General features: G+C 73.4%; 22 protein-coding genes. 8 read left to right on the top strand and 14 right to left on the bottom strand.

The window, feature by feature from the left end:
* Positions 1 to 53: 53 nt before the first annotated feature.
* The 6 genes from GD970_RS12135 to GD970_RS12110 all read right to left on the bottom strand — a co-directional run bounded on the left by GD970_RS12135 (position 54) and on the right by GD970_RS12110 (position 7,706).
* The gene (locus tag GD970_RS12135; RefSeq protein WP_152203158.1) at positions 54 to 1,994 is read right to left on the bottom strand and encodes an ABC transporter ATP-binding protein; all 1,941 of its coding nucleotides are present in this window, start codon (positions 1,992 to 1,994) and stop codon (positions 54 to 56) included.
* Positions 1,991 to 3,874: an ABC transporter ATP-binding protein gene (locus tag GD970_RS22230; RefSeq protein WP_211489834.1), complete on the bottom strand. Its 1,884-nt coding sequence runs from the start codon at positions 3,872 to 3,874 to the stop codon at positions 1,991 to 1,993. The genes GD970_RS12135 and GD970_RS22230 overlap by 4 nt, the downstream gene beginning before the upstream one ends.
* 135 nt (positions 3,875 to 4,009) lie before the next feature.
* Entirely contained in the window at positions 4,010 to 4,963 is a 954-nt protein-coding gene (locus GD970_RS12125; RefSeq protein WP_152203157.1) for a CapA family protein, read from the bottom strand.
* A 78-nt stretch (positions 4,964 to 5,041) separates the two neighbouring features.
* Positions 5,042 to 6,277 carry an SPFH domain-containing protein gene (locus GD970_RS12120; protein ID WP_152203156.1) on the bottom strand — a complete coding sequence of 412 codons (1,236 nt, stop codon included), beginning with the start codon at positions 6,275 to 6,277 and terminating at the stop codon, positions 5,042 to 5,044.
* Positions 6,278 to 6,295: 18 nt separating this feature from the next.
* The gene (locus GD970_RS12115; RefSeq protein WP_152203155.1) at positions 6,296 to 6,745 is read right to left on the bottom strand and encodes an NfeD family protein; all 450 of its coding nucleotides are present in this window, start codon (positions 6,743 to 6,745) and stop codon (positions 6,296 to 6,298) included.
* Between the two features lie 145 nt (positions 6,746 to 6,890).
* A complete protein-coding gene (locus GD970_RS12110; protein ID WP_152203154.1) occupies positions 6,891 to 7,706 on the bottom strand; it encodes an ABC transporter ATP-binding protein in 816 nt (271 codons plus the stop codon).
* 147 nt (positions 7,707 to 7,853) lie between these two features.
* On the opposite strand from GD970_RS12110, the gene GD970_RS12105 reads away from it, so the two are divergent.
* Positions 7,854 to 8,720, top strand: coding sequence for a hypothetical protein (locus GD970_RS12105; RefSeq protein WP_152203153.1), 867 nt, complete (start codon positions 7,854 to 7,856; stop codon positions 8,718 to 8,720).
* 22 nt (positions 8,721 to 8,742) lie between these two features.
* Here GD970_RS12105 and glgA read toward each other — a convergent pair whose 3' ends face one another.
* Entirely contained in the window at positions 8,743 to 9,993 is a 1,251-nt protein-coding gene (glgA, locus tag GD970_RS12100; RefSeq protein WP_152203152.1) for a glycogen synthase, read from the bottom strand.
* 143 nt (positions 9,994 to 10,136) lie between these two features.
* On the opposite strand from glgA, the gene GD970_RS12095 reads away from it, so the two are divergent.
* Together GD970_RS12095 and serB are read left to right on the top strand one after the other, a co-directional pair.
* Positions 10,137 to 11,381: a glucose-1-phosphate adenylyltransferase gene (locus tag GD970_RS12095; RefSeq protein WP_152203151.1), complete on the top strand. Its 1,245-nt coding sequence runs from the start codon at positions 10,137 to 10,139 to the stop codon at positions 11,379 to 11,381.
* 331 nt (positions 11,382 to 11,712) lie between these two features.
* Positions 11,713 to 12,393: a phosphoserine phosphatase SerB gene (serB, locus tag GD970_RS12090; RefSeq protein ID WP_452179465.1), complete on the top strand. Its 681-nt coding sequence runs from the start codon at positions 11,713 to 11,715 to the stop codon at positions 12,391 to 12,393.
* Between the two features lies 1 nt (position 12,394).
* Here serB and GD970_RS21665 read toward each other — a convergent pair whose 3' ends face one another.
* The 4 genes from GD970_RS21665 to fabG form a co-directional block, all read right to left on the bottom strand.
* Complete coding sequence (locus GD970_RS21665; RefSeq protein WP_155524122.1) at positions 12,395 to 12,565, bottom strand: hypothetical protein; 171 nt, start codon at positions 12,563 to 12,565, stop codon at positions 12,395 to 12,397.
* Positions 12,566 to 12,707: 142 nt separating this feature from the next.
* On the bottom strand, positions 12,708 to 13,208 hold the full coding sequence (locus GD970_RS12085) for a SixA phosphatase family protein (protein WP_152203150.1): 501 nt from the start codon (positions 13,206 to 13,208) through the stop codon (positions 12,708 to 12,710).
* Positions 13,208 to 13,975: an enoyl-ACP reductase FabI gene (gene fabI, locus GD970_RS12080; protein ID WP_152203149.1), complete on the bottom strand. Its 768-nt coding sequence runs from the start codon at positions 13,973 to 13,975 to the stop codon at positions 13,208 to 13,210. Before fabI ends, GD970_RS12085 begins: the two co-directional genes overlap by 1 nt.
* 68 nt (positions 13,976 to 14,043) lie before the next feature.
* Positions 14,044 to 14,760 carry a 3-oxoacyl-ACP reductase FabG gene (gene fabG, locus GD970_RS12075; protein WP_152203148.1) on the bottom strand — a complete coding sequence of 239 codons (717 nt, stop codon included), beginning with the start codon at positions 14,758 to 14,760 and terminating at the stop codon, positions 14,044 to 14,046.
* Between the two features lie 216 nt (positions 14,761 to 14,976).
* Here fabG and GD970_RS12070 point away from each other — a divergent pair, with 216 nt between their 5' ends.
* From GD970_RS12070 to GD970_RS12060, 3 genes are read left to right on the top strand one after another with little or no spacing between them, the layout of a single operon-like run.
* A complete protein-coding gene (locus GD970_RS12070) occupies positions 14,977 to 15,306 on the top strand; it encodes a DUF3099 domain-containing protein (RefSeq protein WP_152203147.1) in 330 nt (109 codons plus the stop codon).
* Complete coding sequence (locus tag GD970_RS12065) at positions 15,303 to 15,548, top strand: hypothetical protein (RefSeq protein ID WP_152203146.1); 246 nt, start codon at positions 15,303 to 15,305, stop codon at positions 15,546 to 15,548. Before GD970_RS12070 ends, GD970_RS12065 begins: the two co-directional genes overlap by 4 nt.
* Positions 15,545 to 16,528, top strand: a complete 984-nt coding sequence (locus GD970_RS12060; RefSeq protein ID WP_152203145.1) for an SURF1 family cytochrome oxidase biogenesis protein — start codon at positions 15,545 to 15,547, stop codon at positions 16,526 to 16,528. The genes GD970_RS12065 and GD970_RS12060 overlap by 4 nt, the downstream gene beginning before the upstream one ends.
* A gap of 6 nt (positions 16,529 to 16,534) precedes the next feature.
* Here GD970_RS12060 and abc-f read toward each other — a convergent pair whose 3' ends face one another.
* Both abc-f and GD970_RS12050 read right to left on the bottom strand, forming a co-directional pair.
* A complete protein-coding gene (abc-f, locus tag GD970_RS12055; RefSeq protein ID WP_152203144.1) occupies positions 16,535 to 18,148 on the bottom strand; it encodes a ribosomal protection-like ABC-F family protein in 1,614 nt (537 codons plus the stop codon).
* 135 nt (positions 18,149 to 18,283) lie between these two features.
* Positions 18,284 to 19,162, bottom strand: coding sequence for an aminoglycoside phosphotransferase family protein (locus tag GD970_RS12050; protein WP_226925311.1), 879 nt, complete (start codon positions 19,160 to 19,162; stop codon positions 18,284 to 18,286).
* Positions 19,163 to 19,376: 214 nt separating this feature from the next.
* Between GD970_RS12050 and ypfJ the strand changes: the two genes are divergently transcribed.
* The gene (ypfJ, locus tag GD970_RS12045; protein ID WP_152203142.1) at positions 19,377 to 20,246 is read left to right on the top strand and encodes a KPN_02809 family neutral zinc metallopeptidase; all 870 of its coding nucleotides are present in this window, start codon (positions 19,377 to 19,379) and stop codon (positions 20,244 to 20,246) included.
* Between the two features lie 175 nt (positions 20,247 to 20,421).
* Positions 20,422 to 22,038, top strand: a complete 1,617-nt coding sequence (locus tag GD970_RS12040) for an FAD-dependent oxidoreductase (protein WP_193314925.1) — start codon at positions 20,422 to 20,424, stop codon at positions 22,036 to 22,038.
* Positions 22,039 to 22,097: 59 nt separating this feature from the next.
* On the opposite strand, the gene GD970_RS12035 is transcribed toward GD970_RS12040, so the two are convergent.
* The gene (locus GD970_RS12035; RefSeq protein ID WP_152203191.1) at positions 22,098 to 23,591 is read right to left on the bottom strand and encodes a DUF1846 domain-containing protein; all 1,494 of its coding nucleotides are present in this window, start codon (positions 23,589 to 23,591) and stop codon (positions 22,098 to 22,100) included.
* Positions 23,592 to 23,803: the final 212 nt, after the last annotated feature.

Genomic DNA, 23,803 nt, shown 5'->3' with positions numbered 1-23,803 from the left:
TCCCCCGGCGCCGGCCGGGCTCCGGACGGCGCCGCGTGGGCGCCGCCCGGGGCTCAGGCCTGCTCGGCGACCGGGGCGGCGAACTGGGACTGGTAGAGCCGGGCGTACGCGCCGCCGGTCTCCAGCAGGCCGGCATGGGTGCCCTGCTCGACGATGCGGCCGTGCTCCATGACGAGGATGAGGTCGGCGTCGCGGATGGTGGAGAGCCGGTGCGCGATGACGAAGCTCGTGCGCCCGCGGCGCAGCTCGGCCATGGCCTGCTGCACGAGGACCTCGGTGCGGGTGTCCACCGAGCTCGTCGCCTCGTCGAGGATGAGGATCTGCGGGTCGGCCAGGAACGCGCGCGCGATGGTGATCAGCTGCTTCTCCCCGGCGGAGACGCCGCCGCCCTCCTCGTCGATGACCGTCTCGTACCCGTCGGGCAGCGCGTGGACGAAGCGGTCCACGCTGGTGGCCCGGGCGGCCGCGAGGACCTCCTCGGGGCTGGCCCCGGCGCGGCCGAAGGCGATGTTCTCGGCGATCGTGCCCTTGAACAGCCACGTGTCCTGGAGCACCATCCCGACCTGGTCGCGCAGGTCCTGGCGGCTCATGCGGCGGGTGTCGACGCCGTCGAGGCTGATGGTGCCGGCGTCGATCTCGTAGAACCGCATGATGAGGTTGACCAGGGTGGTCTTGCCCGCGCCGGTGGGGCCGACGACGGCGATGGTCTGGCCGGGCTCGACGACGAGGTCGAGGTCCTCGATGAGCGGGGTGTCCGGCTTGTACCGGAAGCTGACGTGGGCGAACTCCACCCGGCCGCGGACCTGCTCGGGCCGCTCGGACGGCACCGGGTCGGGGGACTCCTCCTCGGCGTCCAGGAGCTCGAAGATCCGCTCGGCCGAGGCGACCCCGGACTGGACGAGGTTGGACATGGAGGCGATCTGGGCCAGCGGCTGGCTGAACTGGCGGGAGTACTGGATGAACGCCTGCACCTCGCCCAGGGTCAGCGCGCCGGACGCGACGCGCAGCCCGCCGACCACCGCGACCAGGACGTAGTTGAGGTTCGAGACGAAGCTCATCACCGGCATGATCGTCCCGGAGATGAACTGGGCCCTGAAGCTCGCGCGGTACAGCCGGTCGTTCTCGGCCTCGAAGCTCGTCGTGAAGGCGTCCTGGGCGTTGAACGCGGTGACGAGCTCGTGCCCGGTGAAGGCCTCCTCCACCCGGCCGCCGAGGTCGCCGGTGGACTTCCACTGCGCGACGAAGTGGCCCTGGGCCCGCTTGGCGATCGCGACGGTGAGCAGCGCGGAGAGCGGCACGGTGACCAGGGCGATGAGGGCGAGCTGCCAGGACAGGTAGAACATCATGACCAGCACGCCGATGACGGTCAGCACGCTGGTGACGAGCTGCGAGAGGGTCTGCTGCAGGCTCTGGGTGACGTTGTCGATGTCGTTGGTCACCCGCGACAGGACGTCGCCGCGGGGCTGGGCGTCGAGGTGGGCCAGGGACAGCCGGTCGATCTTGGCCTGGACGTCCTCGCGCAGCCGGTAGCCGGTGCGCTGGACGACCCCGGCGAGGATGCGCCCCTGCAGCCACAGGAACACCGCGGAGAGCACGTAGATGCCGAGCACCAGGAGGATGGTGCGGCCCAGCGCGTCGAAGTCGATGCCCTGCCCGGGCACGAGGTTGTCCATGCCGGCGACCATGTCGGCGACCTGGCCGTGGCCGGTGGCCCGCAGCCCCTCGACCGCCTGCTGCTGGGTGACGCCGGCGGGCAGCATGCGCCCGACGACACCGTTGAACACGATGTTGGTGGCGTCACCGAGGATCTTCGGCCCGAGCACCGCCAGCGCGACCGACACCGACCCCAGGACGCCGACGGCGACGAGCCGCGGGCGCTCGGGGCGCAGGGTGCCCACGAGCCGGCGCAGCGAGGCACGGAAGTGCAGGGACTTCTGCCCGGGCGCCACGCCGGGGCGCCCACCCATGCCCCCACCAGGTCCGTGCCCGCTCATGCCGCCTCCTCCGCGCTGAGCTGCGACAGGACGATCTCCTGGTAGGTCGCGTTGGTGTCCATGAGCTCGTGGTGGGTGCCCGTGCCGACCACCTGGCCGGCGTCGAGCACGACGATGGTCTCCGCGTCGCGGATGGTCGCCACGCGCTGGGCGACCACGAGCACGGCCGCCCCGCGCGTGGCCCGCGGCAGCGCGGCGCGCAGCCGGGCGTCGGTGGCGTAGTCGAGGGCGGAGAAGGAGTCGTCGAACAGGTAGATGTCCGCCCGGCGCACCAGCGCCCGGGCGATGGCCAGGCGTTGGCGCTGCCCGCCGGAGAAGTTCGTGCCGCCCTGCTCGACCGGGGCGTCGAGGCCCCCGGGCAGCGCCTCGACGAAGTCGCGGGCCTGGGCGACCTCGAGGGCCTCCCACAGCTCGGCGTCGGTGGCGTCGGGCCGGCCGTGGCGCAGCGTGGAGGCGACCGTGCCCGAGAAGAGGTACGCCTTCTGGGGCACGAGCGCGACGTGCTCGCGCAGGTCGTGCGGGTCCAGGTCGCGCACGTCCACCCCGCCCAGCCGCACCGCGCCGGCGGTGACGTCGATGAGGCGCGGGACGAGGTTGACCAGGGTGGTCTTGCCCGCGCCGGTGGAGCCGATGACGGCGGTGGTGCGCCCGGGCTCCAGGCGCAGGGTGACGTCGCGGAGCACGGGGGCCTGGGCGCCGGCGTAGCCGAAGGTGGCGCCGTCGAGCTCGACGGCGAGGCGCCCGGCGCGCCCGCCGGCCCCGTCATGCCGGCCGAGCGCGCCGTCCCCGGCGCGCAGCCGGCTCACGTCAGCCCCGTCGCCGCCGTGGAAGCCGTTGCCGCCGCGCCACCCGTCGCCGGGCGCACCGGCGCCGCCGGCGGGCACCGCGCCTACCGTGGCCAGGCGCACCGGCTCGGCGGGGGCGACGATCTCCGGCTCGGTGGCCAGCACCGCGCCGATGCGCTCGGCGGAGACCTGGGCACGCGGCACCATCATGAACATCATGACCGCCATGAGGACGGACATGAGGATCTGCATGAGGTAGTTGAGGAAGGCCACGAGGGAGCCGACCGGCATGGCGCCGTCCTCGATCCGCCCCGCGCCGAACCAGATCACCGCCGCCGACGAGGCGTTCATGATGAGCATGACCGCGGGGAAGACGAGCGCCATGAGCCGGCCGACCCCGAGCGCCGTCCGGAACAGCTCCGTGCTGGCGCCCTCGAAGCGTTCGCGCTCGGTGGGCTGGCGGTTGAACGACCGGACGACCCGGACGCCGGCGATCTGCTCGCGCAGCACCAGGTTGATCCGGTCCAGCCGCTTCTGCATCTGCCGGAACAGCGGCCCCATCCGCCAGATCGCCAGGCCCATGACCGTCACGAGCAGCGGCACGACGACCAGGAGCAGCGCCGAGAGACCCACGTCCTGGTGCAGCGCCATGAACACGCCGCCCACCATCATGATCGGGGCCATCACCATGATGGTGAACGTCAGCAGCGTCACCATCTGCACCTGCTGGACGTCGTTGGTCGTGCGGGTGATCAGCGACGGCGCCCCGAACCGGCCCATCTCGGCCAGCGAGAAGCGCTGCACCCGGTCGAAGACGGCCGAGCGCAGGTCCCGCCCGACCGCCATGGCGGTGCGGGCGCCGACGTAGACGGCGAGGATCGCGCACGTCACCTGCACGGCGGTGATGCCGAGCATGACGGCGCCGGTGCGCAGGATGTAGCCGGTGTCGCCGCGGACGACGCCGTCGTCGATGATGTCGGCGTTGAGGGTGGGCAGGGACAGCGCCGCCAGCGTCTGCACGAGCTGGAGCACGACCACCAGCGCGACGTCGCGGCGGTAGGGGCGCAGGAAGCGCCCGAGGACTCGGACGAGCATCGGACCCCTTCGGGTGCGGTACCGCGAGGCCGCGGCGAGCCCACAGTAAGTGATGGCACCGACAGCCTGCCGCGCGCCGGCGCCGGCGGCGGGCCTTCTCCGCGCAGGGCGAAACCGGAGCCGGCCGTCCCCGCGTCACCCGACGGCGATACGGACCCGGTCGCCGTCCTCGCGGGTGTCGGTGCCGAGCGCGGCGCAGGCCGCTTGCAGGCGCCGGCGCACCCAGGCCGCGTCGTCGCCGTCGGCGAGCTCGCTCAGCGCCAGGCGCAGCCGCACCGGCACCGCCTCCACCGCGCGCACGGCCCCGCCCGTCAGGTGCACGAGCCACAGGGCGCCGAGGTCGTTGCGCAGCGTCGGGTGCACCGCGTAGTCGTCGAGGAAGTCCCCGAGGTCGAACAGCACCCGCCCGGCCACCCCTTGGAGGACGTGCGCCGAGTGCCCGGCCACCAGCGCGGCGCCGGCGCGGACCAGCTCGTCGGCGGCGCGGCGGACGTACGGCAGCGGCTCGGTCGCCATGTTCGGCCCCCAGTGCGGGCTGGCCAGCACCGGCGCGCGGGCCGCGCCGATCGCCGCGGTGACCCAGCCCGGCACGCCGGAGCGCAGGTCGGCGAAGGCGACGCCGGGCCGGTCGGGTGCCGCGGCGAAGTCGGCCGGGTGGTCGGTCAGGCCCAGCAGCACCAGCGGCTCCCCGGCCACCTCGAGGGCGGCGGGACGGCGGGCGGCGGCCTCGTCGGGCCCGGCGCCGACCGCCGCGACCCCGGCGGCGGCGAGGTGGGCGAGGGTGTCGAGCAGCGCGTCGGGGCCGTAGTCGAGAGCGTGGTTGTTGGCCAGCGTCACCGCCCGCACGCCCAGCTCGGCGAGGCGGTGGGCGGCGAGGGGCGGGGCCCGGAAGAAGAACGGCTTGCCCGGCGCCGGCCACCGCTCACCGCGGGCGGAGATGCAGCACTCGAGGTTGAGGACGACGGCGTCGGCCGCGGCCAGCTCGGCGCGCAGCCGCGGCCCCACGAGCGGCGCCCGCGGGTCCTCGAGCAGGACGTCGGCGACGCGCCGGCCGAGCATCGTGTCACCCGCGAGGGCCAGCACGGCCATGCCGCCTCCTGTGCTCGGCGCGCCCCGGAGTCGCCGCGCGCGGTCCCGGCCGCGGCGGGGCCGGGACCGCGCCGAGGATCAGGGGCGCGGCGGCTGGGCGCCGTCGTCGTCGAGCTCCTGCGGCGGCGGGGCGAAGCGGGCGTCGTCGCCGCTGAGCTCCTCGGCGCGGCGGCGCTCCGCGCGGCCGGGGGTGTCCTCGGCCGGGCGCTGCCCGCGCTCGGCGCTGGAGGAGAACGGCATGCCCGAGGCCGTGCCCGCCGTCGTCGCCTCCGTCGTGGCCCGCTCGGCGGAGCTGCGCGCCTCGGCGAGGGCCTCGTTGGGGTCCTGCAGGCTGGTCTCCTGCAGGTCCCCGGCCAGCGCGCCGCCCTGAGGGCCGAAGTCGACCGGCGGGACCTGCTCCCCGCCGTCGCCACCACCACCGACCTGGCCGTTGCCGCCGAAGGCACCGGTGATCGAGCTCAGCGCGGCGGTGAACTCGGTGGGGATGACCCACATCTTCGAGGAGCTGCCCTCCGCGATCTTGGGCAGGGTCTGCAGGTACTGGTAGGCCAGCAGCTTGGGGTCGGCGTTGCCGCGGTGGATGGCGTCGAAGACCTGCAGGATCGCCCGGGACTCGCCCTGGGCCTTGAGGATCGCGGACTGGGCCTGGCCCTCGGCCCGCAGGATCGCCGACTGCTTCTCGCCCTCGGCCGTGAGGATCTGGGACTGCTTGACGCCCTCGGCGGTGAGGATGGTGGCGCGCCGGTCCCGCTCGGCGCGCATCTGCTGCTCCATCGCGCCCTGGACCGAGGCGGGCGGGTCGATCGCCTTGAGCTCGACGCGGTTGACGCGGATGCCCCACCGGCTGGTGGCCTCGTCCAGCACCCCGCGCAGCTGGCCGTTGATCTGGTCGCGGCTGGTCAGGGTCTGCTCGAGGTCCATCGAGCCGATGACGTTGCGCAGCGTGGTGACGGTCAGCTGCTCGATGCCGGTGATGAAGTTGGCGATCTCGTAGGTGGCCGACTTCGGGTCGGTGACCTGGAAGTAGATGACCGTGTCGATGCTGACCACGAGGTTGTCGGAGGTGATCACCGGCTGCGGCGGGAAGGAGACGACCTGCTCGCGCAGGTCCACGGTGGAGCGGACGCGGTCGACGAAGGGGATGAGGAAGTGCAGCCCCGCGTGCATCGTCGTCTGGTACTTGCCCAGCCGCTCGACGATCAGCGCCACGGCCTGCGGCACGATGCGGACGGCCCGCCAGATCGCGACGATCACCACGATCGCGAGCAGGACGAGGATGGCGGTCAGGAAGAGGCTGCCCAGGCTCTCGGTCATGGCGCTCCTTGGTGGGGGTCAGGGGTGCAGCGTGGTGTCGGCGGTCGCCTCGACGACCGCGATCGCGCCGTCGATGCGCACCACGCGCACCGTGGTGCCGGCGGGGAGGACGGTGCCGGACCGCGCGGCCCGCGCCGTCCAGACCTCGCCCATGAGCTTGATGCGCCCGGCCCGCTCGGTGACGTCGATGAGGACGGTGGCCTCGCGACCGACGTGGGCGGCGACGTTGGTCAGGGTGTCGGGCGTCGAGCGCGCCAGCAGCCGCTTGGCCCACGGCCGCACGCCGAAGAGCAGGACGACCGAGACGACGGCGAAGACGAGCACCTGCCCCCACAGCGGGGCGCCGAGCAGGGCGGCGAGGGCGCCCGCGAGCGCGCCGCCGGCGAACATGAGGAAGATGAGGTCGACCGTGACCAGCTCCACGACGCCGAGGACCAGCGCGGCCCCGAGCCACCAGAGCCAGGCCATGTGCGCTCCCCTCACCCGTCCTGACGTGCGCGATCGCACATCTGTGTGATTCAGATCCTACCCGGCACCGCGAGAGGCCGGACGAGAACCGCCGAGTTTGCGGACGGAGAGGCGTGGTTTCTGGCGCGGGTGGTGCGGGGCGGCGTCAGGAGACGTGCGCCCCGGCCCGCGCGCCGGCGCCCGCGGCCCGGGCGCTGAACCGGTCGCGGTGGCGCTCGACCTCGAGCTCGAGCCCGAAGGCGCGGGAGAGGTTCTGCGGGGTGAGGACGTCGTCGATCGGGCCGGCGGCCTCCACCACGCCCTCGCGCAGCAGCAGGGCGTGGGTGAAGCCCGGCGGGATCTCCTCGACGTGGTGGGTGACCATCACGATGACCGGCGCCCGGTTGTCGCCGGCGAGCTCGGCGAGGGCGGCCATCAGCTCCTCGCGCCCGCCCAGGTCGAGGCCGGCGGCCGGCTCGTCGAGGAGGAGCACCTCCGGGTCGGGCATGAGGGCCCGGGCGATCTGGACGCGCTTGCGCTCGCCGGAGCTGAGGGTGCCGTAGGCGCGCTCGGCCAGGTGCCCGACGCCGAAGACGTCGAGGAGCGCCTGGGCGCGGTCGGTGTCGAGGCTCTCGTACTGCTCGCGCCAGCGGCCGGTGATGCCGTAGGAGGCGGTGACGACGACGTCGAGCACCCGCTCCCCCATGGGCAGGCGCTGGTCCAGCGCCGCCGAGGCGAGCCCGACCAGCGGGCGCAGCTCGTTGACGTCCACCTTGCCGAGCTGCTCGCCGATGATCGTCACGGTGCCCGACGTCGGGTGCAGCCGGCCCGCGACCATCTGGATGACCGTCGTCTTGCCGGCGCCGTTGGGGCCGAGCACCACCCAGCGCTCGCCCTCGTTCACCGACCAGTCGACGCGATCGAGGATCGTCTTCGTCCCGCGGCGCACGGAGACCCCGGCCAGCTCGAGCACATCACCCATGCCTCGACCCTAGAACACTCGAAGCCACCACCCCGCGCGCGCACGCCGCGCGAGACGCATCGCACCGCCGGGCAGTTCCGGACGTGGCCCGGCGGGTCGGGGCGGTGGGACCACCCGGGGCTGGCGCAGGTTCGTATCGTGGTACCCATGTCCGGCCCGGCGATCCTCGAGCTTCCCGCCTCGGTCACGCTCGCGCTGTGGCTCCCCACCGTCACCGACCGCGACTCCGCCTTCCGGGCCGCGCGGGCCGTCGCCCGCTCCGGCGAGCACCACGAGGTCCACGTGCGCCCGCGGGCCGCCGCCGACCCGATCCCCTCCCCGGTCGCCCGGCGCCGGCCCGACGTGACGGCGTCCGCCTGGCTGGCCGCCCTGCACGAGCTGTTCACCGGCCTGACCCCGGTGATCGAGGTCGCGGCGCTGCTGCCCCGGGCCGGCGACCCGATGGGCGCGCCGGCCGCGCGGTCGGCCGACCTGCTCGACGCCGGCGAGGGGCTCCTGCTGCGCCGGGCGGACGGCGCCGCCGAGGTGTGCAGCGTCGTCGTCCCGGTGCGCAGCACCTACGGCAGCGTCTTCGAGCGCGGCGAGCTGGTGACGTGGACCGTCGAGCAGGACATCACCGACCTCCTGCCCGCCCCCAGCCTCCTGCTCGCCGGGGTGGACTCCATCTCCCAGGCGCGGCGGGAGATCCAGCTCGCGCTGACCGAGGCCGTCGAGGCGCTCGAGGACCTCGACGTCGCCCGGGACCGCCCGGACCTGGCCGAGCACCTGCTCGACCTCTCCCTCGCCACCATCCCCGACCGCCTGCTGCCCCCGGGGCTGGACCCGCGCCAGCTCGACGTGCTCGAGCGGGCCGCGCGGCTGCTCGCCATCGTCGACCTCGCCCTGGACGACGACGGTGGCGCGGTGACGGCGGCGCAGATCTCCCAGCGGGCCGCGGCGCTGGCGTCGGTCGAGCGGGCCGCCCGGCACGCGCTGTGCGCGGCGAGCGCGACCCGGCCGGCCCGGCGCCTCTGACGCCGGCGGCGCCCCGACGCGCTCAGGCGGAGCGGCGCCGGTACCCGGCCAGGACCGCCTCGTAGACCTCGATGGTGCGCTGGGCGATCGCGTCCCAGGAGAAGTGCTCCTCGACCCGCCGCCGGGCCGCGACGCCCATCTGGGCCGCCCGCTCCCGGTCGCTGACCATGTCCGTCAGCGCCGCGGCCAGGTCGTGCTGGAACTTCTCGGGGTCCAGCGGCGTGCCGGTGCCGTCGGTCGCCTGCTCGATCGGCACCAGGGTGCCCGTGACGCCGTCGTCGATGACCTCGGGGATCCCGCCGGTCGCGGTGCCGACCACCGGCAGCCCGACGGCCATCGCCTCGAGGTTGACGATGCCGAGGGGCTCGTAGATCGACGGGCAGACGAACACCGTGCTGGCGGCCAGGACGGCGGTGAGCTCGGGGCGGGGCAGCATCTCCTCGATCCAGACCACCCCGGCGCGGCGGTCCTGGAGGTCCTCGACCAGCCCGGTGACCTCCGCGGCGATCTCCTTGGTGTCCGGGGCGCCGGCGCAAAGCACGAGCTGGACCTCCGCCGGCAGCTGCTCGACGGCGCGCAGCAGGTACGGCAGGCCCTTCTGCCGGGTGATGCGCCCGACGAAGACGACCGTGGGCCGGTCGGGCTCGACGCCGAGCCGGGCCAGGGTGGCCCGGGCCGCCTCCAGCTCGCCGTCGCCCTCCGGACGGTGCCAGCCGGACAGGTCGATGCCGTTGTGGACGACGTGCACCTTGGCCGGGTCGACCTGGGGGTAGGCGCGCAGGATGTCCTCGCGCATGCCGCCGGAGACGGCGATGACGCCCGCCGCCTGCTCGTAGGCGGTGCGCTCGGCCCAGCTCGACAGGGCGTACCCGCCGCCGAGCTGCTCGGCCTTCCACGGCCGCAGCGGCTCCAGGGAGTGGGCGGAGAGCACGTGCGGGACGTCGTTGAGCAGCGAGCCGAGCGTGCCGGCGAGGTTGGCGTACCAGGTGTGGGAGTGGACGAGGTCCGTCCCGGCGAGGTTGCCGGCGATCTGGAGATCGACGCCGAACGTCCGCAGGGCCGCGTTGGCCTGCTCCAGCTCGGGCAGCTCGTCGTAGCCGGTGACCGGGACCTCGGCGTCGTGGTGGGTGTCGCCGTTGAGGCGCGGCCCGTCGAAGGCGTGCACGCGCACGTCGATGCTCTTGGCCAGCACCCGGGCGAGCTCGGTCACGTGCACGCCGGCGCCGCCGTACACGTGCGGCGGGTACTCCCGGGTGAGCATGTCGACCCTCATGCCAGTTCCTTCCCTCGTCCCCCGGCCGTCGCGGCCTTGCGGCGGCACCTAAGGATGCCCACACCGGACGTGATGCGGACAACACGAGGCAATTTGTTGTCGTTCTTCTGCCGATCCTCGGGTGCGGCCATATCGTCTGTGCCATGGCGGCATCTCCACGCGTACTGGCCATCGTCCTGGCGGGCGGCGAGGGCAAGCGGCTGATGCCGCTCACGGCGGACCGGGCCAAGCCCGCGGTGCCCTTCGGTGGCATCTACCGGCTCATCGACTTCGCCCTGTCCAACCTCGTCAACTCCGGCTACCTGCGCATCGTCGTGCTGACGCAGTACAAGTCGCACAGCCTGGACCGCCACGTCGCCAAGACGTGGCGGATGTCGACGCTGCTGGGCAACTACGTCGCGCCCGTCCCGGCGCAGCAGCGGGTGGGCAAGCACTGGTACCTCGGCAGCGCGGACGCGATCTACCAGTCGCTCAACCTCATCGACGACGAGCGGCCGGACATCGTCGTCATCGTCGGCGCGGACAACATCTACCGCATGGACTTCTCCCAGATGGTCGAGCAGCACATCGACTCCGGTTTCCCGCTCACGGTGGCGGGCATCCGGCAGCCGCTGTCGCTGGCCGACCAGTTCGGCGTCATCCAGGCCGACGAGGACAACCCGCACAAGATCGGCGAGTTCCTCGAGAAGCCGACCGAGGCGCGCGGCCTGGCGGACTCCCCCACCGAGATCCTCGCTTCCATGGGCAACTACGTCATGGACGCCGACGCCCTGGTCGAGGCGGTCACCGCCGACGCCCGCGACGACAGCTCGAAGCACGACATGGGCGGGTCGATCGTGCCCGCCTTCGTCAAGGACGGCGCCGCGGGCCTGTACGACTTCACCTTCAACGACGTGCCGGGCTCGACCGACCGGGACCGCAACTACTGGCGCGACGTGGGGACGGTGGAGGCCTTCTACGAGGCCAACCAGGACCTCATCTCGGTCTTCCCGGTGTTCAACCTCTACAACGACCAGTGGCCGCTGTTCACGGGGTACACCGGGCTGCCGCCGGCGAAGTTCGTCTACGGCCACCGCGAGCGGCTGGGCCACGCGCTGGACTCGCTGATCTCCCCCGGCGTCATCATCTCCGGCGGCGAGGTGGTCGGCTCGGTGCTCTCGCCCGGCACCCGGGTGAACTCGTGGTCCTCGGTGCGCGACTCCGTCCTCTTCGACGGCGTCAGCATCGGCCGCAACGCCACCGTCAACCGGGCCATCCTGGACAAGAACGTCGTCGTCGAGCCCGGCGCCCAGCTGGGGCTCGACCGCGAGCGCGACCTCGAGCGCGGCTTCACCGTCACCGAGAGTGGGATCACCGTGGTCCCCAAGGGCGGGGTCGTCCGCCGCTGAGGGCCCGCGCCCGGCAGGGCGCCTGCCTGATGGGCAGGCCCGCCGCGGCGTCCTCGGGCCCACCTACCCTGATCGGGTGAGCCTCGATCCCGCCGCGAGCCCCGCGCCCACCGCCGCCGTCCCGTCGTCCCCCGTGCGCGCCGGGCTGGTCGCCCCGCGGCCGATCCCGGCGACGCTGGTGCGCCACGCCGTGGCGCTGGTGGAGCGGGTCGGCGACGGCGTGACGGTCACCGACACCTCCCGCGGCGGCTGGTTCGGCGTCGCCGTCACCGGCCGGCTGCGCCCGGGCGCCGCGGTGGAGGAGGCGCGGGCGGAGCTGCGCACCCCGGCCATCGCGCTCGGCGTGGACGCGGCGCTGACCACCGGGCCCCTGGCGGCCGACGGCGTGGGCCTGCTCGTCACGGACGTCGACTCGACCTTCATCACCGCCGAGGTCATCGAGCTGATCGCCGAGCACGCGGGCACCCGCGAGCAGGTCGCGGAGGTGACCGAGCGGGCCATGCGCGGCGAGCTCGACTTCGCCGCCAGCCTGCGCGAGCGGGTGGCCACCCTCGCCGGCCTCGACGCCGCCGTGCTGGAGGAGGTGCGGGCGGCCGTGACGCTGACGCCGGGGGCGCGCGAGCTCGTCGAGGCCGTCCACGCCGGCGGCGGCCGGGTGGGCCTGGTCTCGGGCGGCTTCGCCGAGATCGTGGACCCGCTGGCCCGGTCCCTCGGCATCGACCACGTCGTGGCCAACCGCCTGGAGGTCGACGGCGGCCGGCTCACCGGCCGCACGGTCGGCCCGGTCATCGACCGCGCCGCGAAGGCGGCGCACCTGCGCGCCTGGGCCCGGGCGGACGGGGTCCCGCTGGAGCGGGTGGTGGCGGTCGGCGACGGCGCCAACGACCTGAGCATGCTCGCGGCGGCCGGGCTCGGCGTGGCGTTCTGCGCCAAGCCCATCGTGAAGACCGAGGCCGACGCCGCCGTGGGGTTCCCGCGGCTGGACGCCGTCCTCGGCCTGGTGGGGCGCTGAGTCAGCGCAGGGTGGGTTCGAGCTCTTCAGCGACGAACTCGGTGGGCACCTCGGCCTCGACCGGGGCGACGGTCTCCTTCTCCGGCTCGGCCTTCGGGGTCGTCGTCTCCTCCTGGCGGCGGCGGCGCTCCTGCTCTGCCCGGTAGTACTCGCGGTAGCTTCCGTAACACATATCGGCTCCTCCCTCCGACCCCACGATTGTCCCTCCGGTGCGGACGCACGACCAGGGGTGGGGGCACGGAAACGGGCGCCGGTCAGGAAGCCGTGGCGCCGGCGGCCTCAGGGCCGTCAGTGCGGTCGCCACCTCAGGGCCGTCAGTGCGGCGAGCGGACCAGCCGGTCGAGGTGGGCGGTGCTCCGGTCGAGCTCGCGCCAGGGGCCCGGCACGCTCAGCACGCAGGCGGTGGCGGTGGGCACCCCGAGGCTGACCTGCCGGGCCAGGTCGTCGCGGGTGTCGTGCAGGAGGTAGGCCAGTCCCGAGATGGTCGGCTCGTGCCCGACGACGAGCACCGTGCGGGCCGCCTCGGCGACCTCCTGCAGCAGGCCCAGCACGGTGCGCGGGCCGCCCTGGTAGAGGTCCTCGACCACGCTCTGCTCGCGCACGGTGACCCCGGCGGCCACCAGCTTGAGCGTCTCGGTGGTGCGCAGCGCCGAGGAGACGAGCGCGAGGTCGACGGCCCCGGCCGCCTCGGCCAGCTGCGGCCCCAGCGCGGTGGCCTGCCGCCGGCCGGTGGCGGCCAGCGGCCGCATCACGTCACCGAGATCCCCCTCCGGCTCCGCCTTGGCGTGCCGGAGGAGCACCAGGGTGTGCGCCATCAGATCCCCATCGCGTGCACGCCGCCGTCGGCGTGCACGATCTCCCCGGTGGTGGCGGGCAGCCAGTCCGAGCACAGCGCCACGACGGTGCGGGCCGTCGGCTCGGCGTCGGTGACGTCCCAGCCCAGCGGGGCGCGGTCGCCCCAGCCGCCCTCGACCTGGTCGAAGCCGGGGATGGAGGTCGCCGCCGTCGTGCGGATGGGGCCGGCGGAGACGAGGTTGACCCGGATGCCCTCCTTGCCCAGGTCCCGGGCGAGGTAGCGGGAGGTGGCCTCGAACGCGGCCTTGGCCACGCCCATCCAGTCGTAGACCGGCCAGGCGAAGGAGGCGTCGAAGGTCAGGCCGACGACGGCGGAGCCCGGGCCCATCAGCGGCTTGGCCGCCGCGGCCAGGGACTTGAGCGAGAAGGCGGAGATCTCCACGGCGGTGGCGACGTCCTTCCACTCGGCGGCGAGGAAGTTGCCGCCCATGACCGACTGGGGCGCGAACCCGATGGAGTGCACCACGGCGTCGAGGTGGTCGGCGTGCTCACGGACGGCGTCGGCGAGGTTGGCGAGGTCCTCCTCGCTCTGGACGTCCAGCTGGACCACCGGCGCGGGCTGCGGCAGGCGGCGGGCGGTGATCTCGGTGAGGCGGAACTGGCGGCCGAAGGAGGACAGGATCACGTCGGCGCCCTGCTCCTGGGCGAGGCGCGCCACGTGGAAGGCGATGGAGTTGTCCTTCAGGACCCCGGTGACCAGGATCGTCTTGCCCTCGAGCAGGCCCATGTGCGTTGTCTCCTTCTTCTCGGCACGCCGGGGTGCCGCGGGTGGTTGTCGGTGAGGTGCGGGGTGGGTCAGTGGCCCATGCCCAGGCCGCCGTCCACGGGGATGACGGCGCCGGAGATGTAGGCCGCGGCGTCGCTGGCGAGGAAGTGCACGGCGGCGGCGACGTCGTCGACCGCGCCGAAGCGGCCGGCCGGGATGGCGGCGAGGTAGGCCTGCTGCTGCTTCTCGGGCAGCGCCTGCGTCATCGCGGTGTCGATGAAGCCGGGGGCGACGACGTTGGCGGTGATGCCGCGCCCGCCCAGCTCGCGGGTGATCGAGCGGGCCATGCCGATCAGCCCCGCCTTGGACGCGGAGTAGTTGACCTGGCCCGGCCCGCCGTACATGGCGACGACGGAGGAGATCAGCACCACCCGCCCGCGACGCAGGCGGATCATGCCCTTGCTGGCGCGGCGGGCCACCCGGAAGGCGCCGGCGAGGTTGGTGTCGAGCACGGTGTCGAAGTCCTCGTCGCTCATGCGCATGAGGAGCTGGTCGCGGGTGACCCCGGCGTTGGCGACGACCACCTCGACCGGGCCGTGCTGCGCCTCGACCTCGGTGAAGGCGGCGTCGATGGAGGCGGTGTCGCGCACGTCACCGACGACGCCGAGCACGCCCTCGGGCAGCTCCCCGGACCGGTAGATCGTCGCCACCTTGTCCCCGGCGGCCACGAACCGCTCCGCGATGGCGCGGCCGATGCCCCGGTTCGCCCCGGTCACCAGCACACTGCGCCCGCCCTGCTCGCTCACCCGTCGTCTCCCGTTCGTCTGGCTGTCGCTGCGGGGAAACCGTAGCCGACGGCGAGCGGCCCGGGCGAAGCCGTCCCCGCGCGGACGGCCCGCGACCGGTGGTTCCGGCCGGGTCGGCGACGGCGTCCGGCCGCCTGCGGGCCGCACCGGCGGGCCGGTGACAGGTGACGACGACCCGGCTCCGCCGACCGGCCGCCCGCGGCGTAGCCTGGAGGGGTGAGGGGACGAAAGGGCCACGACCGGCCGCCGGTGTACGCGATCACCTCGGCCCCGCGCGCCCTGGCCGAGGACGTGCACGCCCGCACCGTGCGGTACCTCACGTCGATGGGCATCCGCACCTCCTGCATGATCCTGCTGCTGGTCGTGCCCGGGTGGTGGAAGTGGGTGTGCGGCGCGGGCGCGATCTTCCTGCCCATGCTCGCCGTCCTCTTCGCCAACGCCGGGCGCGAGCGCCCCCAGGAGCCCGAGGCGCTGCTGCCCCCGCCCGACGAGCCGAAGCAGCTGCCCCGCCTGCCCTACGACCCCGACACGGAGTACCTCGCATGAGCCCCGACGCCGCGCTGCCCTACGTCGAGGATGTCGGGCAGCTGGTCTGCAGCGCCAAGGGCTGCGGGGAGCCGGCCGTGCACGCGCTGCTGTGGAACAACCCGCGCCTGCACACCACCGGACGGCGCAAGGTCTGGCTGGCCTGCGACGCGCACCGCGAGCACCTCTCCCAGTTCCTCGCCGCGCGCTCCTTCCTCCGCGACGTCGTCGGCGTCGACGAGCTCGACGAGTCGCACGGGTGAGCGCGCCGACGCCCCCGGCCCGGCGCTACGACTTTCTCAGGACCCCCCGCTGGCTCGGCCTCATCGCCGTGATGGTCGCCTTCGCCGTCGCCTGCGTGTTCCTCGGCCGGTGGCAGTGGCACCGCTACGAGTCCCGCCACGCCGAGTCCCTCCAGGTCGGCGCCGTCTACGACGCGGCGCCCGTCCCCCTCGCCGACGTCCTCACCGGGACCGGCGTGCCGCCCGGCGACCAGTGGCGGCCGGTGACGATGACCGGCCACTACGTCCCCGGCGGCACGGTGGTGCTGCGGAACCGCCCCGCCGACGGGCAGGCGGCCGGGCACCTCGTGACACCGTTCGTCGCCGGGCTCGGCGACGGGCGGGAGGTCGTCGTCGTCGTGGACCGCGGCTGGCTGCCCGCCGGCCAGGTGGAGGAGACCGGCAGCGCCCTGCCCCAGCCGCCCGGCGGCGAGGTGACGGTGACCGGTCGGCTCCGCGCGCCCGAGGCGCCGGTGGACCGGCAGCGGCCCCACGGGCAGATCTACACGATCACCCCGCCGGAGGTCCTCGCCTCCGCCGCGGAGGTCACGGACGTGTCGGACGTGGCCGGGCTGCCCCTGATGGACGGCTACGTCCTGGGGGCGGCGGAGCAGCCGCCGGCGGACGTCGCGCTCGGCACGTACTCCCGGCCGAGCTACAACTGGGGCCTGAACCTCTCCTACACCATCCAGTGGGGGCTGTTCGGGGTGGCGGCGCTGGGCGCGGTCGTCGTCCTCGCCCGGCGGGAGGCCGCCGAGCGCGCCGGCCGGGGCCCGGTGCGGCGGGTCACCCGGGCCGAGCTCGAGGAGGACCTGGAGGTCTCCGAGCAGCTGCGCGCGGCCGCGCGGGGCCTGCCCGCGGCGCCGCCGCGCGGGGGCGCCGGCGGCGGGCGCCCGGAGCTCCTCGTCATGCCCACGCCGGCCGAGCTGCCGTCGGCGGACGACGCGGACGAGCAGCGCTGACGCAGGTCAGGCGAGCGTGACCAGGTCGAGGTAGCTGTCGTTCCAGAGGTCCTCGTCGGCGTCGGGCAGCAGGAGGACCCGCTCGGGCTGGAGGGCCTCGACGGCGCCCTCGTCGTGGGTGACGAGCACGACGGCGCCGGTGAAGGTCCGCAGCGCGGCGAGGATCTCCTCCCGGCTGGCCGGGTCGAGGTTGTTCGTCGGCTCGTCGAGCAGCAGCACGTTGGCGGAGGAGACGACGAGGACCGCGAGCGCGAGCCGGGTCTTCTCCCCGCCGGAGAGCACCTTGGCCGGCTTGTCGGCGTCCTCCCCCGAGAAGAGGAAGGAGCCGAGCACGCTGCGCACGCCGGTCTCGTCCAGGTCCGGGGCCGCCGAGCGGAGGTTTTCCACCACGGTGCGCTCGACGTCGAGCGTCTCGTGCTCCTGGGCGTAGTAGCCGACCTTGAGGCCGTGCCCGGGGATGACCTCGCCGGTGTCGGGCTCCTCCACCCCGCCGAGGATCCGCAGCAGCGTCGTCTTGCCGGCGCCGTTCATGCCGAGGATGACGACCTTGGAGCCGCGGTCGATGGCGAGGTTGACGTCGGTGAAGACCTCGAGGGAGCCGTAGGACTTGCTCAGCCCCTCGGCCGTCAGGGGCGTCTTGCCGCAGGGGGCGGGGTCGGGGAAGCGCAGGTGCGCGACCTTGTCCGCCCGGCGGGTCTCCTCCAGCCCGGACATGAGCCGCTCGGCGCGCCGGGCCATGTTCTGCGCGGCGACGGTCTTGGTCGCCTTGGCGCGCATCTTGTCGGCCTGGGCCATGAGGGCGCCGGCCTTCTTCTCGGCGTTGGCCCGCTCGCGGCGCCGGCGCCGCTCGTCGGCCTCGCGCTGCTTGACGTAGGCGTCCCAGCCCATGTTGTACACGTCGAGGACGCCGCGGTTGGCGTCGAGGAAGAAGACGTGGTTGACCGTCTCGCGCAGCAGCTCGACGTCGTGGCTGATGACGATGAACCCGCCGTTGTAGGTCTTGAGGTAGTCGCGCAGCCAGACGATCGAGTCGTGGTCGAGGTGGTTGGTCGGCTCGTCCAGGAGCAGGGTGTCGACGCCGGAGAAGAGGATGCGCGCGAGCTCCACCCGGCGGCGCTGGCCGCCGGAGAGGGTCTCCAGCGGCTGCTCGAGCACCCGCTGGGGCAGGCCGAGGTTGGAGGTGATGCGCGCGGCCTCGGCCTCCGCGGCGAAGCCGCCCTGGGCGGTGAACTCGGCGTCGAGGCGGGCGTAGCGCTCCATCGCCTTGACCTGGGCGTCGCCGGTGGCGGTGGCCATGGTCTGCTCGGCCTTGCGGATGCGGCGCAGGATGGCGTCGATGCCGCGGGCGGAGAGCACCCGGTCGCGGGCCAGGACGTGCAGGTCGCCGGTGCGCGGGTCCTGCGGCAGGTAGCCGATCTCCCCGGTGCGGACGATCTGGCCGGTGTGCTCGATGACGGAGGCGGTCTCCTCCTGGCCGGAGAGCAGCTTGGTCAGGGTGGTCTTGCCGGCGCCGTTGCGGCCCACGAGCCCGATGCGCATGCCCGCGTCGACGCGGAACGACGCCTCGTGCAAGAGCTCACGGGCGCCGATGCGTACGGAGACGTCATGGGCGGTGATCACAGGCAGACCTCAAGACATGTCATGGGGGAAGGGTGAAGCCGCAGCGGGCGCCGTTCCAGTGTACGGCGGTCCGCTTCGCGCGTTCCTGCCAATTTCGCCACGTCCGACGGCGGCGGTCGGGTGCCGTCGATCGGCTCAGCCGGCCAGGACCTCGCGCAGGGCGTGGTCGCCCACCGCGCGCAGCACGGGCGCGTCGTCGGAGTGGGCGATCAGGGCCGTGGCGAGGGCCAGGGCCCAGCCGCGGGCGCGGCGCCACGTGGCGGCGTCGTAGGCGTCGCCCAGCGCCCGCACGAATCGTTCGCGCCCGGCGGCGTCGAAGGTCAGCCAGGCGGCGGCGAGGTCGGTGGCCGGGTCGCCGGCGGTGAGGTCGCCGAAGTCGAGGACCGCCGCCAGGGCGCCGTCCGCCACCACGAGGTTCGCCGGGTGCAGGTCGCCGTGGAGCCACAGCGCCGGCCCGGCCCACGCGGGCGTGGCGCTGAGCTCGGCCCACAGCGCGGCGGCGCGCTCCGCCTGCGGGACGAGCCCGCCCGTGAGCCGACCGACGACGGCATCGTGGCGCGTGGGCAGCGGCACCCCGCGGACCGGGTTGAGCGGCGCGTCGGCGGGGGCGGGCCGGTGCAGCGCGGTGACGAACGCGGCCAGCGGCTCGGCCAGCGCCCGCCGCTCCCCCGGCGGCGCCTCGGCCGCCGTCGTCCCGGCCATCCACCGGGTCACCGTCCACGCCCACGGGTAGCCGTGGCCGGGCACGCCGCGGCGGACGGGGGCCGGGACGGCGACCGGCAGGCGCGGGGCGAGCACCGGGAGCCAGCGCTGCTCGTGCTCGATGAGACCGGCGGCGGCCGCGCGGCGCGGCAGCCGGACGGCAATGTCGTCGCCGAGCCGGTAGATGACGTTGTCCCAGCCGCTGGCGACCAGGCGGAGCGGCAGGTCGGCGAGGTCGGGGTGCTGCGCCGCGAGCAGGCGGCGCACCAGGCCGGCGTCGACGGCGACCTCGGCGGCGGGCTTGTCGGCCACGCTGGCGCTCCTCCCTGGACCGTGACGCTCCCGGCGAAGCGCGAGCGGCAGCATCTCACGTCGCCGTCGGCGCGGACTCCCGCGCGGCCCCCGGCGCTCCCCTCCCCCCGCTGGCGGTCTCGCGCTCGCTACCGGCCCCGCCGCTCCTCTCCGCCGCCGGCGTTCCCGGGCTTCCCGCGGGGCGGGCCAGGTCCGTCCCGATTACCGTCGGTCCATGACCTTCAACAACGACGTCCGCGCGGACACCAGCCGGGTGCGCCGGGGCGGCGGTGGCCGCGGCATCGCAGTGGGCGGCGGCGGGATCGGGCTGGTCGCGCTGCTCGTGTACCTGTTCACAGGCACCAACATCCTGGGCGGCGAGCAGCAGCCGACGACCGGCTCGAGCGAGGACTTCGCGCACTGCGTGACTGGGGCTGACGCCAACAAGTACACGGACTGCCGCATGGTCTACACGGCCGACGCGCTCGACGTGTACTGGGAGACCGCGCTGCCGGAGCAGGGCGGGGTCCAGTACCGCCAGCCTGGCTTCAACCTCTTCGAGGGGGAGGTGGCGACCGGGTGCGGCAACGCGACCTCCGCCGTCGGGCCCTTCTACTGCCCGCCGGACCAGAGCGTCTACCTCGACCTGGGCTTCTTCGACCAGCTCGAGACCCAGCTGGGGGCGGAGAACGCGCCGCTGGCGCAGGAGTACATCGTGGCCCACGAGTGGGGCCACCACATCCAGAACCAGCTGGGCACCATGGCGACCATCGACCAGCGGTCCACGGGTCCGGAGTCCGACGGCGTGCGCCTGGAGCTCCAGGCCGACTGCTACGCCGGGCTGTGGGTGGGCCATGCCGCGAGCGTCGTCGACCCCGACTCCGGCCAGACCTTCCTCAAGCCGCCGACGCAGGAGCAGATCGGCGACGCCCTCGACGCCGCGGCCGCCGTCGGCGACGACCGGATCCAGGCCGGGGCGGGCCAGCAGGTCAACCCGGAGTCGTGGACGCACGGGTCGTCGGAGCAGCGGGTGCGGTGGTTCACCACGGGTTACGAGCAGGGCACCCTCGCCGCCTGCGACACGTTCGCCGCGCAGCGGCTGTAGGCAGCGATGTCCGACCGGCAGGCCATGCCGGTGGGGCCTTCAGCCGCCATGCGCGCGCGGAGTAGTGTCGGCGCCGTCGGACGGCTCAGGTGCTCGCCCGGACCCACCGGCGGCCGCCTTGCCGAGAATCACCCACCCACCTGCCCAGAATCGCGGCAGCAGGAGGGAGACACCGGTGCAGGACGACGGCGGCGCGATCGCCCCCTCTCTGACCGATGCGCAGTGGGAGCGGCTGACCTCCCGTGCCGAGCCTCGGGAGATCCCCGCCGGGGAGTACCTGGTCCGCGCCGGTGACCTCTACCCGATGGCGCTCGTGGAGGAGGGCGAGGTCGAGCTCGTCCGTGACGCCATGTACTGGATGGGCGAACAGGTCGTCGTGACGTTCGGCCCGCGCTCCTTCACCGGCGACCTCGGTCTGCTCAACGGTCAGCGCGCCTTCCTGTCGGCGCGCGCGACGGTGCCGAGCCGGGTCCGGGTCCTCTCACGAGCCGACCTGCGGCGCATCCTCGCCGAGGACGACGAGCTCGGTGATCTCGTCCTGCACGCGCTGTGGGCACGGCGCGAGTGGATGCGACGTGGACCGGCGGCCCTCACCCTGAAGTTCGTGGGGGCGGGGAGCTCTCGGGAGTTCCTCGCGCTGCGCCGCTTCGCCGAGCGTTTCGACCTCGTGCACACCGCGCTGCCGCTCGAGCCGGGTCAGTCGCTGTCCCGTGCGCACGACTACGCCGTCTCGGATCTGCCCATCGCCTTCATCCAGGGCGAGCCCATCCTCCGCGCCACGCCCGGGGCCGTCGCCGAGCGCCTGGGACTGAGCTACGAGCCAGGCGACGAGGGGTTCGTCGACCTCGTGGTGGTCGGCGGCGGGCCGGCAGGCCTCGCGGCGGCGATCTACGGGGCCTCCGAAGGGCTGAGCACCGTCTTGCTGGAAGCCGTGGCACCCGGCGGTCAGGCCGCGGCGACGTCACGGATCGAGAATTTCCTCGGGTTCCCCTTCGGGGTCAGCGGCGGTGACCTGATCGGGCAAGCCGTCCTGCAGGCCATCAAGTTCGGCGTGCGGGTGTACGCCCCGTGCGAGGCGGTGAGCCTGACGGCCGAGGAGACCGAGATCGAGGTCAGGCTCTCTGACGGCCGCTCGATCCGCGCCCGGTCGGCGATGGTGACGTCCGGTGCCGCCTACCGTCGCCTCGGCCTCGAGCGGTGGGACGACTTCGAACGCACCGGCATCTACTACGCCGCCACCCCGCTCGAGCTGAAGCAGGTGCGCGGGTCCCCGGTCGTCGTGGTCGGGGGCGCGAACTCGGCAGGCCAGGCAGCGCTGTTCCTCTCGGCGAGCGGCTGCCCCGTGCACCTGGTCGTGCGAGGGACAGACCTGCGCGCTCGCATGTCCTCCTACCTGGTCGACCGCATCTTCGAGGAGCCCCGCATCCATCTGCACGCCGGGTCGAACGTCACCGCGCTCGCGGGCGACCACGATCTCGAGGCCGTGCGCATCGACACCGCGGGCGACGTCGAGGCGCGGGCCCTGTTCTGCTTCATCGGCGCGGAGCCGGCGACGTCCTGGCTCGACGGCATCGATCGCGACGAGTCGGGGTTCATCCGCACCGGGACCGACGTCGCCCTGGCGCTCGAGAGGTGGCAGCGTCTCGGCCGGGAGCCGTTGCCGTTCGAGACGTCGGTCCCGCGGGTCTTCGCCGCCGGCGACGTGCGGCGCGGGTCGATGAAGCGGGTCGCCGCCGCCGTCGGTGAGGGGTCGAGTGCCGTCGCCTCGGTGCACCGGGTGCTCTCCGGATAGGGACGAGGCCGCGGGAGAAGCGATCTTGCCGACCTGCGGCTCGTCGGCAACCCGGGAGCTCAGCGCTTCCGGTAGAGCGCCTTGCGCTGGTACTTCGGCTCCGAGGTCACCAGGATGCCGAGGTTGCGGAAGATGCCCTCGTCCACCGAGCCGAGGATCGTGGTGGTGTGGGCGTCGCAGCGCCGCAGGTTCTTCAGCTCCCGTAGCGCCGTGCGGGCGTCCTGGCTGGAGGCGCCGGAGACCGACAGGGCGATGAGCACCTCGTCGGTGTGCAGCCGCGGGTTGCGGGAACCCAGGTGCTCGGTCTTCAGGGTCTGGATCGGCTCGATCGAGGACGGCGAGAGCAGGTCGATCTCCCGGTCGATGCCCGCCAGGTGCTTGAGGGCGTTGAGCAGCATCGCGGCGGAGCAGCCCAGCAGCTCCGACGTCTTGCCGGTGATGATGGTGCCGTCGGCGAGCTCCAGGGCGGAGGCCGGGGCCCCGGTCTCCGCCTCGACCTCCAGGGCGGCGGCGACCACGCGGCGTTGCGCGATGGACGTGCCGGCCTTGCTCATCACCATGGCCACCCGCTGCGAGAGGGTGTCGTCGAGCTCGTCGCGACGCTCCGCCACCAGGGCCTTGTAGTAACGGCGGATGATCTCCTGGTAGGCAGCCTCCCGGCAGACCTCGTCGTCACTGATGCAGGAGCCGACCATGTTCACGCCCATGTCGGTCGGGGACCTGTAGGGAGAGGTGCCATCGAGCTTCTCCAGCATGGTCTTCAGCAGCGGGAAGACCTCGACGTCACGGTTGTAGCTGGTGGCCTGCTCGCCGTAGGCGGCGAGATGGAAGGGGTCGATGACGTTGATGTCGTCGAGGTCGACGGTGGCAGCCTCATAGGCCAGGTTCACCGGGTGCTCCAGCGAGAGGTCCCAGATAGGAAAGGTCTCGAACTTGGCGTAACCGGCTACCAGACCACGCTGGTGGTCGTGGTACACCTGCGACAGGCACGTGGCGAGCTTGCCGGAGCCCGGGCCCGGGGCGGTGACCACGATGAGGTCACGGCTCGTCTCGGAATACTCGTTACGGCCGAAGCCCTCGTCGGAGACGATCCGTGCGGTGTTGCTGGGGTAGCCCGGGATGACGCGGTGGCGGGCGACCTTGAGTCCCAGCCGCTCCATGCGGTCCTTCAGGGCATGGGCCATGGTGTTGCTGTCCTCGAACTGGGTGAGGACGACGTGCTCCACGAGGAAGCCGCGCTCGCGGAAGATGTCGATCAGCCGGAGGGCGTCCTCCTCGTACGGGATGCCGAGGTCCGCGCGCACCTTCTGGCGCTCCAGGTCCTTGGCGTTGAGGCAGACGAGGATCTCCAGCTCGTCCTTGAGGCTCTCGAGCATCGCGATCTTGTTGTCCGGGGTGAAGCCGGGCAGGACGCGCGAGGCGTGCATGTCATCGAAGAGCTTGCCGCCCATCTCCAGGTAGAGCTTGCCGCCGATGGATGCGCGCCGCTCCTTGATCTGACGCGACTGCAGAGCGATATAGCGTTCACGATCGAATCCGGTGCGGTGCGGCATCAGGACGTGCACTTCTTCCTTCGGCATGACGATGCCGCATGACTTTACCTGGGATGGTTCAGGTGAGCGTGTCCCCGGCTGGTCTCACCGCCGTCATCCAGCAGGATCGCAGCACCGAGGTCACCGTGGGCATCACGCAGAGGCCCGGATCCGCGCGTTTGCGCGGCTCCGGGCCTCTGGCAGGGTCGACGGCCGATGACGGCCGAGGAGCT

The organism is Georgenia thermotolerans, from assembly GCF_009193185.1.
In the GTDB taxonomy this organism is placed as follows: Bacteria; Actinomycetota; Actinomycetes; order Actinomycetales; family Actinomycetaceae; genus Georgenia; species Georgenia thermotolerans.
The sequence above is the reverse complement of the archived record's forward strand: the minus strand, read 5'-3'. Positions and strand labels throughout refer to the sequence as shown.

What these genes read in the sequence shown, in the direction of transcription:
- GD970_RS12135 (WP_152203158.1), bottom strand. Translation starts at nt 1,994, where the DNA reads ATGAGCGGGCACGGACCTGGTGGGGGCATGGGTGGGCGCCCCGGCGTG.
- GD970_RS12095 (WP_152203151.1), top strand. Translation starts at nt 10,137, where the DNA reads ATGGCGGCATCTCCACGCGTACTGGCCATCGTCCTGGCGGGCGGCGAG.
- GD970_RS22230 (WP_211489834.1), bottom strand. Translation starts at nt 3,874, where the DNA reads ATGCTCGTCCGAGTCCTCGGGCGCTTCCTGCGCCCCTACCGCCGCGAC.
- GD970_RS12105 (WP_152203153.1), top strand. Translation starts at nt 7,854, where the DNA reads ATGTCCGGCCCGGCGATCCTCGAGCTTCCCGCCTCGGTCACGCTCGCG.
- GD970_RS12035 (WP_152203191.1), bottom strand. Translation starts at nt 23,591, where the DNA reads ATGCCGCACCGCACCGGATTCGATCGTGAACGCTATATCGCTCTGCAG.
- GD970_RS21665 (WP_155524122.1), bottom strand. Translation starts at nt 12,565, where the DNA reads ATGTGTTACGGAAGCTACCGCGAGTACTACCGGGCAGAGCAGGAGCGC.
- glgA (WP_152203152.1), bottom strand. Translation starts at nt 9,993, where the DNA reads ATGAGGGTCGACATGCTCACCCGGGAGTACCCGCCGCACGTGTACGGC.
- GD970_RS12065 (WP_152203146.1), top strand. Translation starts at nt 15,303, where the DNA reads ATGAGCCCCGACGCCGCGCTGCCCTACGTCGAGGATGTCGGGCAGCTG.
- GD970_RS12115 (WP_152203155.1), bottom strand. Translation starts at nt 6,745, where the DNA reads ATGGCCTGGCTCTGGTGGCTCGGGGCCGCGCTGGTCCTCGGCGTCGTG.
- fabI (WP_152203149.1), bottom strand. Translation starts at nt 13,975, where the DNA reads ATGGGCCTGCTCGAGGGCAAGACGATCCTGGTCACCGGGGTCCTGAAG.
- ypfJ (WP_152203142.1), top strand. Translation starts at nt 19,377, where the DNA reads ATGACCTTCAACAACGACGTCCGCGCGGACACCAGCCGGGTGCGCCGG.
- GD970_RS12110 (WP_152203154.1), bottom strand. Translation starts at nt 7,706, where the DNA reads ATGGGTGATGTGCTCGAGCTGGCCGGGGTCTCCGTGCGCCGCGGGACG.
- GD970_RS12125 (WP_152203157.1), bottom strand. Translation starts at nt 4,963, where the DNA reads ATGGCCGTGCTGGCCCTCGCGGGTGACACGATGCTCGGCCGGCGCGTC.
- GD970_RS12120 (WP_152203156.1), bottom strand. Translation starts at nt 6,277, where the DNA reads ATGACCGAGAGCCTGGGCAGCCTCTTCCTGACCGCCATCCTCGTCCTG.
- GD970_RS12085 (WP_152203150.1), bottom strand. Translation starts at nt 13,208, where the DNA reads ATGGCGCACACCCTGGTGCTCCTCCGGCACGCCAAGGCGGAGCCGGAG.